We start from the raw sequence: 16,382 nt of genomic DNA, 5'->3' as shown, positions 1-16,382 counted from the left end.
AGTTTAAAAAAAGGATTTTGATAATTGTAGTCCAGCGAAACGCTTGTGGATTAACGATCTCTACACAAACTGCCCACAAGGTTCAGATATGTGGGCAGATCTGTGTATAACCGATGATATTTCAAAAATATTCATCTAAATTATTGATCTTAAATGAATAAATATAAATCTCTGCGGGGATAAGTGATCAGAAAGGCCGCTTCGTCCTGTTGATGTGCCAACTTGTTCCCAAAGAGCACTTATCCTTTTCACATGGAGAACAAACCACCCTGGAGCCAAGAACAACTTGCCGAGATTTCTACATGCTTGCTGATGTGGTCAGATTTCCCCAAAACACTCCAAGAAAGAAACAGAACTTGTTCCAAGAGTTGTCCACATGAATCCTCATCTTGTCCTTGCCTCTGGGTCTCAGATTCGCGCCGATCTGCTGCGCAACGCGGGAGTTCGATTCGAAGTTCAGGTTGCTCGAATCGATGAAGACGCGATCCGGCAGGCCTTGGAGGCTGAAAAGGCTTCACCGCGAGACATTGCAGATACTCTGGCCGAGATGAAGGCGCGCAAGGTGTCGGACAAGATGCCCGGTAAGCTTGTCTTGGGATGTGATCAGGTGCTTGCCATCGATAAGACCGTTTTTGCCAAACCATCAAATCCGGACGAAGCGCGGGATCAGCTTCGGGCATTGCGAAACAAATCGCACATGTTGATGTCGGCGGCCGTTCTTTATGAAGGCGGTGAGCCGAAATGGCGCCATGTCGGTGTGGTGCGTCTCAGGATGCGCGATGTTTCAGACAGCTATCTTGAGGCTTATGTTGACCGAAACTGGGACAGCATTCGGCACTCTGTCGGAGCTTATAAACTCGAGGAAGAGGGTGCGCGGCTGTTCACACAGGTGCAAGGCGACTATTTCACGGTGCTGGGACTTCCGTTACTGGAACTTCTGAACCACCTTACTTTGACCGGACGGATTGACGGATGAGTGACAGTAAAATTCCTTTGGCCGCTGTTATTGGCCATCCTATCGCCCACTCTAAAAGCCCAAACGTACATGGCTACTGGCTGCGTAAGTACGGGCTAAAGGGGCATTATATCCCGATGGACATCGAGCCTGATAAGTTGCCCGATCTCTTGCCGCGCTTGGCAGATCTTGGGTTTGTTGGGGCCAATGTAACGATCCCCCACAAGGAAAAGGTGATGGAGATCGCGGATCTGATCACTGATCGCGCGACGCTCATCGGGGCGGCAAATACGCTGATTTTCCGAAAAGATGGACGCATCCATGCGGATAACACGGACGGATATGGATTTATCGAGAACATCCGACAGTCCATTCCGGATTGGAACCCGAAATCGGGACCCGCGGTCGTGTTTGGTGCCGGCGGGGCAAGCCGCGCAGTCTTGGCGTCGCTGTTGGATGTTGGTGTTCCGAAGATCATGCTTACAAACCGGACACGGGTCCGGGCGGAAAAACTGCGCGAGGATTTTGGCAATCGCATCCAGGTGATTGAATGGGTTCAAGCGGGCAACGTGCTGGAGGATGCTGATTTGGTGGTGAACACGACGTCTTTGGGAATGACCGGCAAGCCCGAGATGCGTGTGCCTTTGGACGGGCTGCGGCCCGGAGCGATCGTGAACGACCTTGTCTACACGCCGCTAAGGACGCGCCTTTTGGCAACAGCCGAAGACAGGGGATGTCGCGTTGTTGATGGGTTGGGGATGTTACTGCACCAAGCGGTTCCCGGCTTTGAGCGTTGGTTTGGGAAACGGCCTGTGGTCGACGAAGATGTGCGGGCGGCGGTTCTGCGTTGATGTTCAAACTTGGCCTCACCGGATCGATAGGGATGGGGAAATCCACTACAGCCCGTTTGTTCGCTGAAGAAGGATGTGCCGTTTGGGATGCTGACGCAGCCGTTCACCGTCTTTATGCAGAGGGCGGCGCAGCCGTACCCCCTATTGGGTCGCTGTTTCCGGATGCGATTTCCGGCGGTGCGGTGGATCGTGGCGCGTTGCGGGAGATCATAAGTGACCGACCGGATGCGTTGCAGATGATCGAAGGAATTGTTCACCCTCTGGTCAAAGAAGACCGCGCCCGTTTTGCCGCCAGTGCCGATGCTGATCTGATTGTCTTTGATATCCCCCTGCTGTTCGAAACAGGCGGTGAGGTCGAGATGGATGCTGTTGTATGTGTCACTGTTTCACCCGAAGTACAGGAAAAACGAGTCATGGAACGTGGAACAATGACACGTGAACAATTCATGGCGATCCGGGCAAAACAGATGCCAAATGACGAGAAATGTGCGCGCTCTGATTTCGTGATCGAGACCGATACGCTTGAACACGCACGCGCGCAAGTTCACGATGTGTTGGAGCTGATCAGGAAACGAATGACCGATGCGTGAGATTGTTCTCGATACAGAAACAACCGGCTTTGAGCCGGAACAAGGCGACCGGATTGTCGAGATCGGGGCTGTTGAGCTGTTCAACCACGTGCCGACAGGCAAGACCTATCATCAATACATCAATCCCGAACGCGCAATGCCGCAAGAGGCATTTGAGGTGCACGGGCTGGGCGATGATTTCCTGGGCGATAAGCCGGTTTTTGCAAATGTGGCGCAGGCGTTTGTCGATTTCATCGGTGACGCCAAGCTGGTGATCCACAACGCTGCGTTCGATATGAAATTTTTGAATGCAGAGCTGTCTTGGGTCAAACGCGCGCCGATTCCCTTTGATCGTGCGGTGGATACGCTGATGATTGCCCGGCGCAAGTTCCCCGGGTCACCAGCATCTTTGGATGCATTGTGCCGTCGGTTCGGGATTGATAACTCGTCGCGGACATTACACGGCGCATTGCTCGACTCTGAAATTCTCGCAGAGGTTTATCTTGAACTGATTGGGGGCAAACAACCCGACTTCGCGTTGAATGTGTCACAAGACAAATCCGCGACTGGAGAAGGTGCCGCGGAGTGGCGGCCCGAGCCGCGCCCTACTCCGTTACCGGCGCGTCTGTCGGAAAGCGAAAAGGCGGCTCACGCCGCCTTTGTCGAAAAGCTTGGGGATGCCGCCCTATGGAAGCGGCTGTAACGCTTAGGCGTTCGCTGTTTCTGCTTGCTGTGCGCTGGCGCGACGGGCCAGTTCAGTGCGATAAAGCTGAAGGAAATCAATAGTTTCCAAGTTCAGTGGCGGGAATCCACCGTCACGTGTGACGTCGCTGACGATCCGGCGCACAAACGGGAAAAGCATCCGCGGGCATTCGATCAACAGGAACGGATGCAACTGGTCATCCGGTACGTTTTCAACTTGGAATACACCTGCATATTCAAGCTCGAGAACGAAGAGCGTGTCGCCGCTTTCTTTGGCCTTGGATGTGACCTGAAGCTTGAGGATCACTTCGTACTGATTGTCGGCTGTACGTTTCTTGGCATCCAGATTGACCTGAAGCTGAACGTCAGGCTGCACTTCACCCTGAACGCCCTTCTGGGCAAGGATGTTTTCGAACGACATGTCGCGCACGAATTGCGCAAGGACGTTCATTTTGACAGGCGCTTGTTGCGGGGCGGCGCCATTGCCAGCGGTTTCCGGCGTATCAGCCATGTGTCTCTCCCTCGGATCGAGCATTTGTAAAAGTTGGACGTTGCTTAGCAGCCGGAGACGTCAGCCTCAATGCTTCGTCCAGCCAGAACCTTGATGCGTCGGTTTTTTGGCGTTTGACACCTCATGGTAGTCGCCATCAATGATAGTATCGTTCGGCTTGCGAGGGGCGTCTTGTGCATAGGGATCAGGTTGCGGCCCCATTTCAAAGCGCTGAACCTTGATGTGTTCGCGCATGTAGGCGATCAGCGACGACCGGACCGGCGGTGCCAAGAGGGCAAAGCCCACGGCATCCGTGAAGAACCCCGGTGTCAAAAGCAGCGCTCCAGCCAGAAGGATCATTGCGCCATGGGCCAACGGCTCGGACGGATCTTCGAGTCGCGAGAATGATCCCCGCAGTTTGTCGAGCGCCATCAGGCCCTGGGAGCGGACAAGATATGTTCCAAGGATCGCCGTCAGGACAACGATACCCAAGGTAGGCCACAACCCGATCCAACCGCCAATTTGTATGAACAAACCGATCTCGATCAGGGGAACGAGCAAAAAAGCCACAAACAGCCACATATCAGGGCACTCCTTTCGCTGGGCGTGCGGTGGACTATGCACCACCCAACCCCTACATAAGGATGCAACAACGACGTTTCCACTTTGGTCTGGGCGAGGTCCTGATGAATTCTCCGCTGATACAGCTTCTGGTGCTTGCTGGCATTGCCGTGTTTTTGATCCTGCGATTGAAAAGCGTTCTTGGCACACGGGAAGGTTTCGAAAAGCAGCCGCTTCCCCGGCAGCAAGAACCCCATTCATCGACACGTCGTGACTTTGAAGTGATCGAAGGCGGGCCGGATCACGATATCATCGATCATGTTGATGCTGATAGCGATGCGGCAGATGCTCTGGCCCGAATGAAGCGAGCCGAGCCATCTTTCGGCGTCGCTGATTTTCTTGGCGGCGCGCGCGGTGCCTACGAGATGATCCTGATGGGATTTGAACGGGGCGATCTGGCCGAAATCAAACCATTCCTAGCCGAAGATGTGTATGAAACCTTTGCCGAGGGTGTTGAGGCACGTGAAGAGCAGGGTTTGACCATCGAAGCCGAGTTTGTTGGTGTTCGAGAATTGAGTCTCGTGGAGGCGACATTCGATGACGACACCGCCATGGCCGAGATTACAGTCAAGTATATCGGTGAGCTGACATCCACGGTTCGTGACAGTTCCGGTGAGATCATTGAAGGGTCGCCGACCCAGGTTAAGCGGCAAAAAGACGTTTGGACCTATGCCCGTCGTATGGGTGTGGATGATCCGAACTGGCAGCTTGTCGCCACGGGCGAATGATCCGACGGCTGGGCGCAGCCATAACCTTTGGTGTTCTGATGGCAGGACCAGTTGTGCCCAATGAGCCGGATCCGCAATACGCAATCCTTGGGTTTGAGGATTTGAACGGCTGGGCCGACGATGATCATGCGTCGGCCTTGGCGGTGTTCAAGAACACCTGTGCAGATCTTGATGAACCGGATTGGGCGTCACTCTGTGCGCTTGCGTTCGATGCTTCGGATGCGCGGCAGTTTTTCGAGCTATTCTTTCGCCCCATTCTTATTACCGACGGCAAAGAGCCCTTGTTCACCGGGTATTTCGAACCGGAACTGTCAGGTTCGCCTGTGCGCACCGCGCGGTACAGGCACCCGATTTACAAGATGCCACCTGAAGCGAATGACCGTCGCCCGTGGCTCAGTCGCCGGGACATTCTGACCAGTGGTGTGATGGAAGGGCGCGGACTCGAGATTGCGTGGGTCGATGATCCAGTAGAACTGTTTTTCCTGCAAGTGCAGGGTTCGGGCCGCGTGCGCTATCCGGATGGGCGCATGATCCGGGTCGGGTATGGTGGTGCAAACGGTCACAACTACAGGTCCATCGGACAAGAGCTGGTGCGCCGCGGTGTCTACCAGCCGCATCAGGTGTCAGCGGATGTCATCAAGAACTGGGTGCGGCGCAACCCGGCCGAAGGCGAAGACCTGCTGTATCACAATGATTCCTACGTTTTCTTCCGTGAAGTCAGCCAAGTTCCTGCAGAACGGGGCCCGTTGGGAGCGATGAACCGGTCCATCACGACTCTTCGTTCAATTGCGGTCGATCCGGCTTTTACGCCGTTGGGCGCTCCTGTCTGGATCGAAAAGGAGGGCGCAGATCCGCTGCGCCGTTTGATGGTCGCACAGGATACCGGCTCTGCAATCAAAGGCGCACAAAGGGCTGATGTGTTTTATGGCACGGGCGACGACGCGGGCCGTCAGGCTGGGCGGATCAAAGATCCGGGGCGCATGGTTGTGCTGATGCCCATTCAGCGGGCCTATGCGTTCCTGCCCGAGGCGTACCAATGAGCCGGCGCAAGCTTCGCCCAGAGGAGAAAGAACTTTGGCAGAAGGTTACACATTCCGCGACACCCCTGCCCCAAGCGCTGCGCCGTGCGGCTGAGCCTGTAAAACCGACGGTCCGGCCGAAGGTAGAACCAGAACTCATGGATTTGCCCAAAGCGTTCGGGATCGGGGCAAAGGCGAACTCCACTGGTCCTTCAGTATCCAAGCCGCAGACTGCCTCTCAGCCCAAGCCCATCATGGATACCAAGATCTACGGCAAGATGCGACGGGGAAGGCTGGCGCCCGAAGGCCGGATCGATCTGCACGGCATGACGCTTGATCAAGCGCACCCAGCGCTGACGCGGTTTATCCTCACATCCTATTCGCGCGGATTTCGTCTTGTTCTGGTGATCACGGGCAAGGGGCAGCGTGACGATCCGCACGATCCGATCCCCCGACAGCGGGGTGTTCTGAAACGTCAGGTGCCGATGTGGCTGCGCATGGCCCCGCTGAACACCGCTGTTATGGATGTGTCAGAGGCGCATATTCGCCACGGTGGTGGTGGAGCCTATTACGTATATTTGCGCAGAACTGCGCGAAGCTGATCAGCAATAAGGCCAGGCGCCTCTTCATGCAGAAGATGGCCATAGCCTGGATAGGTTAAAACCGCGGCGTCAGGCATCCGTTTTGCGCTTTCCTTGACTGAAGAAGGCGGCACCGCCTTGTCGTTTTCCCCGACAAGAAAGGTGCAGGGAACAGTGATCTTGGGCAGATCGGCCACCAACCCGTCAAGCTTCCATTGCGCCATCATCAACAGGGTTCCGTCTAGGTGCGCGTCACTGCGAAACAGCTTGGCATAGAGGTTCAAACCTTCGGGAGAGATCTTTGACCCCGTGGTTTCCAAGAGAGAGACAACCTGCCCCGGTCCTGACATCCTGCGTTTGAGCATCTTGGCCATGATTGGGCTGAGAGCGACGACACGGGCGGCAATCGGGAAAAGCACACCGGCCATACCCTTGAACGGTGTCAGCGCGGGGTTGACTGCAACCAGTGGCGCTTTGATGCCTGACGCTTGCAACAGGCGGAGGCCCAAGGCGGCCCCGGCGGAATGGGCGATGATCGCCGTGACGGTCCAGCCTTCGTGGTCGATCAGCGCCTGAACATCTTGCGCCATCAGCGGCAGCGATGATCTTTGGCGCGATCCAAGCTTGGTTTGCCCATGACCGGGAAGGTCGATTGCGACAACGTGGTGATCCTTTGCAAGGTCTGTCATCACGTCGCGCCACGAGTGGGTCGATCCGCTGGCGCCGTGCAGCAAGAGAAGGGTCTTGCCCTGCCCCATTTCCTGAACATGCCAGCGATGCGGGCGCACATCGACAAAGCGAGAATGCTCCGCGTGGGGCCAAGCCGTCAGGGTTTCAACCGCTCCCATGATGTCACGCGCCAAGCGCGGTTTCGATGGCGCGGCTCAGCCCCTTGGCATCGGCGCGCGGCAGCGGGATGTATTTCGCGTTCATCACATCGCAGAGCGTACGGAGGTCGCGGTGTGGCCGTACGGAAGTGTCGATCATCGCGCTGGGAATATTCAGCGACCGCACATGGCGGGCCATCGCCTGAGCATCGTCGTTTGCGGCAGCGCGGCCGGTTTTGCCCGGAAGCGGGACATTCGCGCGACCGTCGGTCAGGACGGCAATGGACGGGGAAAGCCCTTGGGCGCGCACGCGCTGGGCGAGGTCAGCGGCGGCCTTGAGGCCAGAGGCAAGCGGTGTGCCGCCGCCGCCGGGCAGGCCCGCCAAGCGGCGTTTGGTTTGCACAAGCGATCGAGTTGGTGGGAGGATCAGCTCAGCGCTTTCGCCCCGGAACGCGATCAGCGCCACGTGATCGCGTCGGGCATAGGCATCAGCCAACATCAGTTCGACAGCGCCTTTCGCCTCGGACAGTCGGGCGACTGCAGCAGAGCCTGATGCGTCGACGGCAAAGATGACCAGACGGTCGGACACCTCTTGAAACACTTTCACGTGGATATCGGACGGGCGGATCAGAACGCCGGTTCGGTCTGGGTTCTGCTTGCGGCGGATGGTCTGCCACGGCACGGCGGCGCGCAATGTGGCAACCAGATCAATCCGGTTGCCGCCATCCAACCTCCCTGCCCGCGAAGGCAATGGCCGCCCGCGTCGATTGCCGCGCTTTTTTTGCCCCGCGCCGCTGCTGCCAGACGCTGCCTTGATCCGTCCAGCCCCTTCGAGCATGGCAAGCACGTCGAAAGGCAAAACCGCTTTGACCGCGTCGATCAGCAATTCGTCGGGCAGGTTGAGGTCAGACTCGTCCTTGTCTGGGCTTTGCGTGTCGGGTGTGTCGTCGGGTTGGGTATTGTCTTCGTGCTCTTCCTCTTCGTCCTCGACCGGCATCTGTGTGGCGCGGTGGGCGTAGACCAGTTGAACGGCAATCTGAAGATCATCCTGATTGATCGTTTTCCGGTTGTTCAGAGCTGCATTTGCGCGTGCGGCTGCCAAGGCGATCAACGGCGCGCGCAGAGAATCGATGCCGAAGCGAATGGCGGTCACGGCCAGCGCTGTCGCTGCGTCGTCGGGAATTTCGACTGCGGTCAAACGGGCCTGTGCGGCGGTGACGTCGGCCTCATCCATGACCATGTGCACGAGATCGACATGGCGCATTCCGTCCAGATCTACGCGAAAGGCAAGCCGTTCGGTCAGGGTGGTTGGTGCGATCTCGTCATCCTCGGCGCCTTCGTCGAGCAGGATCAGAGCGTGACCTATGTCGGAATCCAGAGCTTGTGCCAATCTTGCGGCCAGACCGGGTTCGCAGCGTTCGGCCATGGTAAAGACCAGCGGTGTCGGCGTTTCAAGAATGCCTTTGGCGCGGATGATCTGACCGCGTGTCAGAGTTTCGCCGATATCGACGCCGCCAAACAGCTGGAGATCAGAGATCGAGGGCGCAATGCGGCGCGCCTTTGGAAAGATCGTCTTGATCGGAGCGCAGAACATGTCGCGTACCGGTCCGGCGCGGGCGCGCAGGTGCAGACCCCCCAACCCGGCCGGATCGACCGCCAGAAGCGTCAGGGCCAGTTGGCCTTGGACGTTTACGGCAGTTGGGTCTTCTTTCATGCAAAGACTTCCTCGACCGTGCGGTCGACGCGTGTGGAGGATCCTGCATCATCCAGCGGATCGCGGCGCAAACGGTGGCTGAGCGCCATGGAGGCCACGGCGCGCAGATGATCGCGGGTAACACTTTCGCTGCCCTTGTACGCGGCAAGAGCGCGGGCGGCGCGCAGCAATGTCAGTTCTCCGCGCAGTCCGTCGGACCCGATGGCAACGCATAGACCGGCGCAATCGCGCAGCGTGTCGTCTGGGGCATCGACAGTCTTGAGGGCGTGGCGGGCCGCAAGGATCGCATCGCGGATCTTTGTGTCCTCGACCGACCATTTTTCGACAAAGGCATCGGGATTGGTGTCAAACGCGGCGCGGCGTCGGATCACTTCGACCCGTTCTTCGATATCGTTCGGCGACCGAACCTCGACGGATAGGCCAAACCGGTCTAGCAGCTGTGGGCGCAGTTCACCTTCTTCGGGGTTGCCAGAGCCGACGAGCACAAAGCGCGCGTCGTGGCGGATCGACAGACCTTCGCGTTCGATGACGTTCTCGCCGGATTGCGCCACGTCGAGCAGCAGATCGACCAGATGATCCTCGAGCAGGTTCACTTCGTCGATATAAAGGTACCCGCGGTTCGCTTTGGCCAGAAGGCCAGGCTCAAACGCTTTTTCCCCGCGGCTGAGCGCGCGTTCAATGTCGAGTGCGCCGACCAGCCGGTCTTCGGTTGTGCCAAGGGGCAGATCGACCACGGGTGTCGGCACGTCGATCATATTGCCGGATACGGGGTCCGCCCAGTCAGGCATTTCGGCGGGGGTGGCGGCGTTTGTCGCGCTGCCTTCGAGTTTCGAAATCCGTGGCAGCAGCGCAGCAAGCGCGCGAACGGCGGTGGATTTACCGGTGCCCCGATCGCCAAAGACCAGAACGCCACCGATGCCCGGATCGATTGCGGTGAGAACCATGGCGAGCTTCATCTGGTCCTGGCCGACGATGGCGGAAAAGGGGAACTGATGTCTCATGCGGCGATATCCTTGAGAATGCGGGGGGATTGGCCTTCCCAGCTGCCGATCTCGTCGGCAACCCGGAACCGGGCATAGAGTTCTTCGCGGAACCAATTGCCGTCACGCACGGCACGGATGGCCTCCGCGTGGGGGCCGTTGTTGCGGGCGAATGCGGCCATGGATTGGGAATCGGGCCAGATGGAAAAGGTGATTTGCTGGAAGAGCGGAACCTCTCCGATGCCAATCTTGAACAGGACGTTTTGATCCCTGCCAATGACGCCACTGATGTCAGGTACGTGTTTCCAGAACTGCGCAGCGACGACAGGTCGAACGGTGGCTCGGGTCAGGGCCGCGATCGGCCCGGTTTGTGCCGGGCTTTCTTCGATAAATGGGGATTGGCCTGACCACGCGCCCCGAGCTGAATAGGGGGTCAGGAACAGCGTCCAGTGTTCCGATGCCTTCGCTCTATAGCGATGAAAGATGGATTCCTGCGTAACCGCCTGCTTTGCGCGGTCGAGGTCAGACCAGACTGTCAAGATTGCGTAGACCGAGGTGTTGGGAATCGGCGTGAAGCCTTCACCTGTGCCCGAACCGCAGAGCTTCCAGAACTGAAGACCGTCGATTCGCGGCAGAGACAGGCGCGCTACGCCCATCATTGTCAGCGCCCACATCCGCGAAAGCGGTGTGGCAAAGCGGTAAAAGCTCAGGCTCACGGTCTGCATTTCGGTTCCCATAGTGTCAACTAAGTCTGACATATTATCATCAGACAGGGAAGATATTAAATAATTTGACGCACCCCAGCGGCAAAATATTGTAAAGTAAAGTTGACAGTATATCATGGAATGATGATGACAAAACTTGATACGGCCCTTGCGGCACATTCCGACAAGCTGACTTCGGCCCATGCCGTCGTGATCGGTGCCGGGCTAGGTGGTCTTGCTTCGGCCATGCGATTGGGTGCGCTGGGTTACCGCGTGACCGTGATCGACAAACTGGATGTTCCGGGTGGGCGCGGGTCGTGCATCTGGAAAGATGGACACCGGTTCGATTTGGGGCCAACGATTGTGACCGTGCCTCAGGTTTTCAAAGAGTTATGGGCGGTCTGCGGTAAAGATTTCCACGAAGAGGTCGATCTGAGGCCGCTTGATCCGTTCTATGAAATCCGGTGGCCCGATGGGTCCAAATTTACCGCTCGTCAGGACACCGAAGCAATGCGCGAAGAGGTGCGTCGCTTGTCGCCGGGCGATGTTGCCGGGTACGATAAATTCTTGCGCGACAGCGAAGAGCGGTACTGGTTCGGGTTCGAGGATCTGGGCCGTCGTTCCATGCACAAATTGGGCGATCTGATTCGCGTCCTGCCCCGTTTTGCGATGCTGCGCGCGGACCGGTCAGTTTACGCGCATGCTGCCAAGCGCGTAAAAGATGAGCGGTTGCGGATGGCTCTGTCTTTTCATCCGCTGTTCATTGGCGGTGATCCGTTCAACGTGACCTCAATGTATATCCTCGTGTCGCATCTCGAAAAGGAATTCGGGGTGCACTATGCGATGGGTGGTGTCGCTGCGATTGCCGAGAACATGGCCAAGATCATTGGCGAACAGGGTGGCACGCTGCGCATGGAAACCGAGGTTGACGAGATCCTCGTCAAGAACGGTCAGGCGCGCGGGGTCAAGCTTGCGTCTGGGGATATGCTCACGGCTGATATCGTCGTGTCGAACGCCGATGCGGGACACACCTATGATCGCCTGCTTCGAAATCAGCCGCGTAAACGGTGGACGCCGAAAAAGCTGAAATCGCGCCGTTGGTCGATGGGGCTGTATGTCTGGTATTTCGGCACCAAGGGCACCCGCGATATGTGGAAGGATGTGGGGCACCACACCATTCTGAACGGTCCACGCTACAAGGGTCTGGTGCGTGACATCTTCATGAAGGGCAAAGTCTCGGATGACTTTTCGCTTTATGTTCACCGTCCCACGGTAACCGATCCAAGTGCCGCGCCCGAAGGCGACGACACCTTCTATGTGCTGAGCCCCGTGCCCCATCTGGGACATGCGGATTCTGCAGATTGGAAAGACATTGAACGCCAATACCGTGTGCGGCTGACGAAGGCGTTGGAAGAACAGCTTTTGCCGGGGTTCTCGAGCAGGGTCACCGCAAGCGAGGTGTTTACACCCGAAACCTTCAAGGACCGGTATCTGACGCCTTATGGATCGGGGTTCTCGATCGAACCGCGAATTCTTCAAAGCGCTTGGTTTCGACCTCATAACGTGAGCGAGGAACTCAAGGGTTTGTTCCTGACTGGTGCTGGTACGCATCCCGGTGCGGGTTTGCCCGGTGTGATTTCATCGGCCGAGGTGCTGGCGCAGCTTGTGCCTGATCCCGCGTTGGTGCGCGGATGAGCTGTTATGAAAGCGATATGGAAGCCTGCCGCGAGGCGATCCGTCATGGGTCACTGTCGTTCCATGCGGCGTCAAAGCTGTTGCCTGCGTCTGTCCGTGATCCGTCGCTCGCGCTTTATGCATTCTGCCGGCTGGCGGACGATGCGGTTGACCTTCAGCAGGAAAAAGCCGCTGCGGTTCTAAGACTGCAAGACCGGCTGGAACGGATTTACGACGGCCATCCTGACAATGCCGCAGCGGATCGGGCGTTTGCCCGCGTGGTCGAAGAGTTCGACATGCCGCGTGCTTTGCCGGATGCATTGCTTGAAGGTCTGGCGTGGGATGCGATGGGCCGTCGTTATGAGACCCTGTCGGAACTCTTTGACTACTCGGCGCGAGTCGCATCTGCCGTTGGCGCGATGATGTGCGTTCTGATGCGCGTGCGGGACCCGAACGCATTGGCACGTGCCTGCGATCTTGGTGTCGCGATGCAGTTGACGAACATTTCTCGCGACATTGGCGAAGACGCATTGGAGGGACGTATTTATCTTCCCCTCGAATGGCTGGATGAAGCAGGGCTGAGCCCAGATCGGTTCCTTGCCAACCCGAAGCCGACCAAGGCCATTCGACAGATGACCCGCAGGCTCGTGATGCAAGCGAACCGTCTTTATATGCGATCCGAAGCAGGCATTGCGGCATTGCCCATGTCGTCGCGCACCGGCATCTATGCCGCGCGGTTCATCTATGCGGGGATTGGCGGGCAAGTTCAGCGGAGCGGATACGATTCCATTTCGTCGCGGGCGCATACGTCAAAAGGACAAAAATTGGGTTGGGTTTCCGTGTCTGCGATGAAGGCTGCCCTGACTGTCGTGATGCCGAAATCCGCTGTTTTGTATGCGCGCAGTCTGCCCGAAACCGAGTTTCTGGTTCAGGCAGCTAGTCACGAAGATACTCGCAGGTCTCGGTCGGATGCTGTGTTCGAAGCACTTACCCAGGTCGCGCAATGCGAGCGAGAGCAACGTGAAGCCTTGAATGGTTTGCACGGTCGGCTTACCTAATCTTTATGTTTTGGCTATTGTTCGGCATTTTCCTATTGGCTTGCTTTGCGGCGGGTGCAACTGGCGGTCTGTTTCCGCCGGGGCCTTGGTATCGTAATTTAAACAAGCCTTCATGGACACCGCCGGATTGGCTGTTTCCTGTGGCGTGGACCACGCTTTACCTGTGTATGTCTGCTGCAGGAGCGCGCGCTGCGATGAGTCCGGACAATGCTGTGGCAATGGCGCTTTGGTCATTGCAGATTGCGTTGAACGGTCTGTGGACCCCGGTTTTCTTTGGCTTGAAGCGGATTAAGTTGGGGATGTTTGTCTTGATCGCCCTGTGGACGTCCGTCGCGGCGACGATCTATGCACTCATCCAGGTTGATCTGATCGCGGGTTTGTTGTTCATGCCTTACTTGCTCTGGGTGACCATTGCTGGTGCGTTGAACCTTAGCGTCTGGCGTTTGAATCCTGATGAAGCCAAGAAACGCACCCCCGTCGTCAGTTAATTGAACGACCAGTTTCGCCGTCTTGGAACGCGGACCGCCAGCATTGGTTTGAGCAGTGGCGATCGGAAGCGGGTCAGATCAAGCGCCTCGTGAACGCCAACAGTCTTTTCTCCGTTCAGCCGCGTTTCAACCATTGAGCGGGAATAGAACGGAGCGTCTAACATATTCATCACTTGCCGTGGGCGAAAACCATAGTCGCCACGTGTTTCTCGTCGGACCGCCCAAAGCGAGCGTTTGAATTCAAGCTGTGGGGGAAGGTCAATTTCGGTCGCTGTGCCATCTGGGTCGAAATGAAAACCCGACCCCAGTTCAGACCCATCGAGCCGGGTAGCATCGTAAAAGCAGGTGCTGCCGCCTGCCGCCGGATATCTTCCCCACGTCCAGTAGGAAAAATCCTCCTCTAGCGCACGGGTTCCGAAGTTGGCGTCAAAGTAACCGTGACCGTCCCATTGCCAGCCGGGCGCTCCAAGATCGACGGAAATGTCCGAGACCGGGCCAAAGGGACGCCAGACATGCGCGCCATCCTCGGTCAACGGCAGCTCGACCGATGTGATGGCGCTGGGCGTGACCGTGATCGTACCGCGCACGCGACTGACCAATGGCGGGCCAGAAATTTCGTTGATGTCGATCACCAGCTGGCCATTCACCCAACGCATTGACGACGGGCCAACGGTGAATGTGTCGGCGGTTTGGCGCAGGGCAGGGGTGCCACGGTCAGTCATGGTGAACCGCCCGCCAGGACCGTAAGTCGCGACGTTTATGCAGACATGGTCTTCAGGGTTCTTGCGTCCTGACCAACGATACCAAGGTGAAAAGACAGACCCTATGAATCCAATGACCGATACGGCACGTTTTCCGTCACCGCTGATCCCATCGACGTACCACCACGCGTAACCGTTTTCCGGGACTTTGAGATTGAAGTTCGGTCCGTCACAATCGCCGCGGCCGCGTGCCTGCCGGAGAGCGCCGCCATCGGGACGCCCGCCCCCGGATGCGTCCCGCCGCCCGCCAGATAAAGACCCTGTATCTGCGTTCGTGCCGTCGGACGCTCCAAACCGGCTGTCATCCCGTGCGGGGTCTGCCCGTAAAGCGAACCGGCGCTGCCGGGAAAGAGAGTGTCGAAGCTCTTTGCCGTTGTCAGGGCGTCTGGTCCCGGTTCCGGTGAGAAGCTTAGACCAAAGCGGCGAAGAGTTGGGAACGTCCGTGTGTGACATATCTCGTAATCCTCGGGCTGGGCCGCGCGCTGGGTCAGCGGCGGAGTATTCATGATGATCTCGAAACGCTCAGTTTCGGGGTGTGGCGTGCCTTGCCCCCGGTCTTCGGCGCAAAGGTACAATGTGGGATCGGACGGGATGAACCCGCGCTCGATCTCGGCAAATTCGTTTTTTGTGGAATCGCTGAAAAAGACGTTATGGTGCACCAAAGGCATGTCTGATGGCGTCGCAGCAAAGCTCCAGACATTGGCCGAATGGCTGCGTGCACGTTTTGCGGTGATTGATGCAACAGGTTTTGTAGCCTCGCCCAACAGACCCAGCGCAAGGGCTCGGGGATCTCCGTTGAAGACGATCTGGTCGGCATAGACCGTTTCGCCTGATGTGAGCGTAACGCCAGACACGCCGCCAAACGCGGTGTTGATCTTTTTCACTGTCGCGTTGGTGCGGATTATGCCGCCTTTGGCTTCGATCAAGGAGGCAATCGCTTTTGCAAGCGCGCTCATTCCACCTTTGACGCACCATACGCCACGGGCTTCCGCCTCCCATATCAGCGCTAGCAGAGCGGGTGACCGATCCGGCGACCCTCCGACATAGGTTGCGTATCTGCCAAAAAGCTGACGGAGGCGTGGATCTGTGAAGGAGGTTGCGAGTAGTCGTTTGAGTGTCTGACCGACACCCATATCACGGATCAACGCAGGGTATTTCATCACATGTGTGGTGAGCCCTACGAGTGACGGTTCGGCATGTTGCATCATTGGATCGCTGAAGCCGTCAAACAGCCGCGCGGCGCGTTCGGCAAAGGCAAGAAATTCGGCCTTTGCCTTGGGTCCAGCAAAATCACCAATTGCCTCGGCGCTTTTTCCGCGGTCTTGGAATAGATCGAGCGGATCGCTGTCAGGCCACCAATGGCGTGCAAGAGTGTCTTGCGGGATCAAGGTGACATGATCGGCAAGCGTTTCACCCGCATCTTCGAACATCGACTCGAACACGTTGAGCATTGTCAGAACGGTTGGTCCGGCATCGACACCGTTCACCTGACGCATTTTCCCGCCGGGCACCGATTGACGTTCAAGGACAGTGACATCGAATCCACGGTGCACAAGGGGCAGGGCGGTTGCCAACCCCCCGATACCCGCACCAATCACGATGACGCGTCCAGAACTGTGTCGTGGCTTTTTCATCATCGAATTGTTGACTCGCATTTGCC

18 protein-coding genes are annotated in these 16,382 nt (G+C 57.5%); 10 read left to right on the top strand and 8 right to left on the bottom strand.

The annotated features are described in order from the left end of the window. Window positions 1-376 precede the first annotated feature (376 nt). The 4 genes from MCRY_RS00445 to dnaQ are packed head-to-tail and all read left to right on the top strand — an operon-like array spanning window position 377 to window position 3,078. The gene (locus MCRY_RS00445) at window positions 377-976 is read left to right on the top strand and encodes a Maf family protein (RefSeq protein WP_085627495.1); all 600 of its coding nucleotides are present in this window, start codon (window positions 377-379) and stop codon (window positions 974-976) included. Next, a complete protein-coding gene (locus MCRY_RS00440) occupies window positions 973-1,806 on the top strand; it encodes a shikimate dehydrogenase (RefSeq protein WP_085627494.1) in 834 nt (277 codons plus the stop codon). The genes MCRY_RS00445 and MCRY_RS00440 overlap by 4 nt, the downstream gene beginning before the upstream one ends. Then, window positions 1,803-2,396, top strand: a complete 594-nt coding sequence (gene coaE / locus MCRY_RS00435) for a dephospho-CoA kinase (RefSeq protein WP_171046062.1) — start codon at window positions 1,803-1,805, stop codon at window positions 2,394-2,396. Before MCRY_RS00440 ends, coaE begins: the two co-directional genes overlap by 4 nt. Beyond that, window positions 2,389-3,078: a DNA polymerase III subunit epsilon gene (gene dnaQ, locus MCRY_RS00430; protein WP_085627492.1), complete on the top strand. Its 690-nt coding sequence runs from the start codon at window positions 2,389-2,391 to the stop codon at window positions 3,076-3,078. The genes coaE and dnaQ overlap by 8 nt, the downstream gene beginning before the upstream one ends. Window positions 3,079-3,081: 3 nt before the next feature. Here the strand turns inward: dnaQ and secB are convergent, their stop codons facing one another. Both secB and MCRY_RS00420 read right to left on the bottom strand, forming a co-directional pair. Then, window positions 3,082-3,588, bottom strand: a complete 507-nt coding sequence (gene secB, locus MCRY_RS00425; RefSeq protein WP_085627491.1) for a protein-export chaperone SecB — start codon at window positions 3,586-3,588, stop codon at window positions 3,082-3,084. A 66-nt stretch (window positions 3,589-3,654) separates the two neighbouring features. Next, window positions 3,655-4,149 (bottom strand): FxsA family protein, encoded by a 495-nt coding sequence (locus tag MCRY_RS00420; protein WP_085627490.1) that lies wholly within the window; start codon window positions 4,147-4,149, stop codon window positions 3,655-3,657. 104 nt (window positions 4,150-4,253) lie between these two features. Here MCRY_RS00420 and MCRY_RS00415 point away from each other — a divergent pair, with 104 nt between their 5' ends. The 3 genes from MCRY_RS00415 to MCRY_RS00405 are packed head-to-tail and all read left to right on the top strand — an operon-like array spanning window position 4,254 to window position 6,537. Beyond that, window positions 4,254-4,916 (top strand): Tim44/TimA family putative adaptor protein, encoded by a 663-nt coding sequence (locus MCRY_RS00415; protein WP_085627749.1) that lies wholly within the window; start codon window positions 4,254-4,256, stop codon window positions 4,914-4,916. Further along, a complete protein-coding gene (gene mltA, locus MCRY_RS00410; protein ID WP_085627489.1) occupies window positions 4,913-5,956 on the top strand; it encodes a murein transglycosylase A in 1,044 nt (347 codons plus the stop codon). The genes MCRY_RS00415 and mltA overlap by 4 nt, the downstream gene beginning before the upstream one ends. Then, window positions 5,953-6,537, top strand: coding sequence for a Smr/MutS family protein (locus MCRY_RS00405; RefSeq protein ID WP_085627488.1), 585 nt, complete (start codon window positions 5,953-5,955; stop codon window positions 6,535-6,537). Before mltA ends, MCRY_RS00405 begins: the two co-directional genes overlap by 4 nt. Here the strand turns inward: MCRY_RS00405 and bchO are convergent. The 4 genes from bchO to crtA are packed head-to-tail and all read right to left on the bottom strand — an operon-like array spanning window position 6,504 to window position 10,795. Then, window positions 6,504-7,379, bottom strand: a complete 876-nt coding sequence (gene bchO, locus MCRY_RS00400) for an alpha/beta fold hydrolase BchO (RefSeq protein ID WP_238939590.1) — start codon at window positions 7,377-7,379, stop codon at window positions 6,504-6,506. The genes MCRY_RS00405 and bchO overlap by 34 nt on opposite strands. Then, window positions 7,369-9,057 (bottom strand): magnesium chelatase subunit D, encoded by a 1,689-nt coding sequence (locus tag MCRY_RS00395; RefSeq protein ID WP_085627487.1) that lies wholly within the window; start codon window positions 9,055-9,057, stop codon window positions 7,369-7,371. The genes bchO and MCRY_RS00395 overlap by 11 nt, the downstream gene beginning before the upstream one ends. After that, a complete protein-coding gene (bchI, locus tag MCRY_RS00390) occupies window positions 9,054-10,058 on the bottom strand; it encodes a magnesium chelatase ATPase subunit I (protein ID WP_085627486.1) in 1,005 nt (334 codons plus the stop codon). Before bchI ends, MCRY_RS00395 begins: the two co-directional genes overlap by 4 nt. Beyond that, window positions 10,055-10,795 carry a spheroidene monooxygenase gene (gene crtA / locus MCRY_RS00385; RefSeq protein ID WP_085627485.1) on the bottom strand — a complete coding sequence of 247 codons (741 nt, stop codon included), beginning with the start codon at window positions 10,793-10,795 and terminating at the stop codon, window positions 10,055-10,057. Before crtA ends, bchI begins: the two co-directional genes overlap by 4 nt. A 90-nt stretch (window positions 10,796-10,885) precedes the next feature. On the opposite strand from crtA, the gene MCRY_RS00380 reads away from it, so the two are divergent. Genes MCRY_RS00380 through tspO form a run of 3 tightly spaced genes read left to right on the top strand, consistent with a single transcriptional unit; the run spans window position 10,886 to window position 13,961 of the window. Further along, window positions 10,886-12,436 (top strand): phytoene desaturase, encoded by a 1,551-nt coding sequence (locus MCRY_RS00380; protein WP_085627747.1) that lies wholly within the window; start codon window positions 10,886-10,888, stop codon window positions 12,434-12,436. Then, entirely contained in the window at window positions 12,433-13,473 is a 1,041-nt protein-coding gene (gene crtB / locus MCRY_RS00375) for a 15-cis-phytoene synthase (protein WP_085627484.1), read from the top strand. Before MCRY_RS00380 ends, crtB begins: the two co-directional genes overlap by 4 nt. Before the next feature lie 5 nt (window positions 13,474-13,478). Further along, complete coding sequence (tspO, locus tag MCRY_RS00370; protein ID WP_085627483.1) at window positions 13,479-13,961, top strand: tryptophan-rich sensory protein TspO; 483 nt, start codon at window positions 13,479-13,481, stop codon at window positions 13,959-13,961. On the opposite strand, the gene crtC is transcribed toward tspO, so the two are convergent. Together crtC and crtD are read right to left on the bottom strand one after the other, a co-directional pair. Next, complete coding sequence (gene crtC / locus MCRY_RS00365) at window positions 13,958-14,830, bottom strand: carotenoid 1,2-hydratase (protein WP_085627746.1); 873 nt, start codon at window positions 14,828-14,830, stop codon at window positions 13,958-13,960. The genes tspO and crtC overlap by 4 nt on opposite strands. Further along, window positions 14,785-16,377 (bottom strand): 1-hydroxycarotenoid 3,4-desaturase CrtD, encoded by a 1,593-nt coding sequence (crtD, locus tag MCRY_RS00360; RefSeq protein ID WP_238939847.1) that lies wholly within the window; start codon window positions 16,375-16,377, stop codon window positions 14,785-14,787. Before crtD ends, crtC begins: the two co-directional genes overlap by 46 nt. Window positions 16,378-16,382 lie beyond the last annotated feature (5 nt).

Source organism: Marivita cryptomonadis (assembly GCF_002115725.1).
GTDB lineage: Bacteria > Pseudomonadota > Alphaproteobacteria > Rhodobacterales > Rhodobacteraceae > Marivita > Marivita cryptomonadis.
Note: the sequence above shows the minus strand (reverse complement) of the source record. Positions and strands in the feature narration are given on the sequence as shown.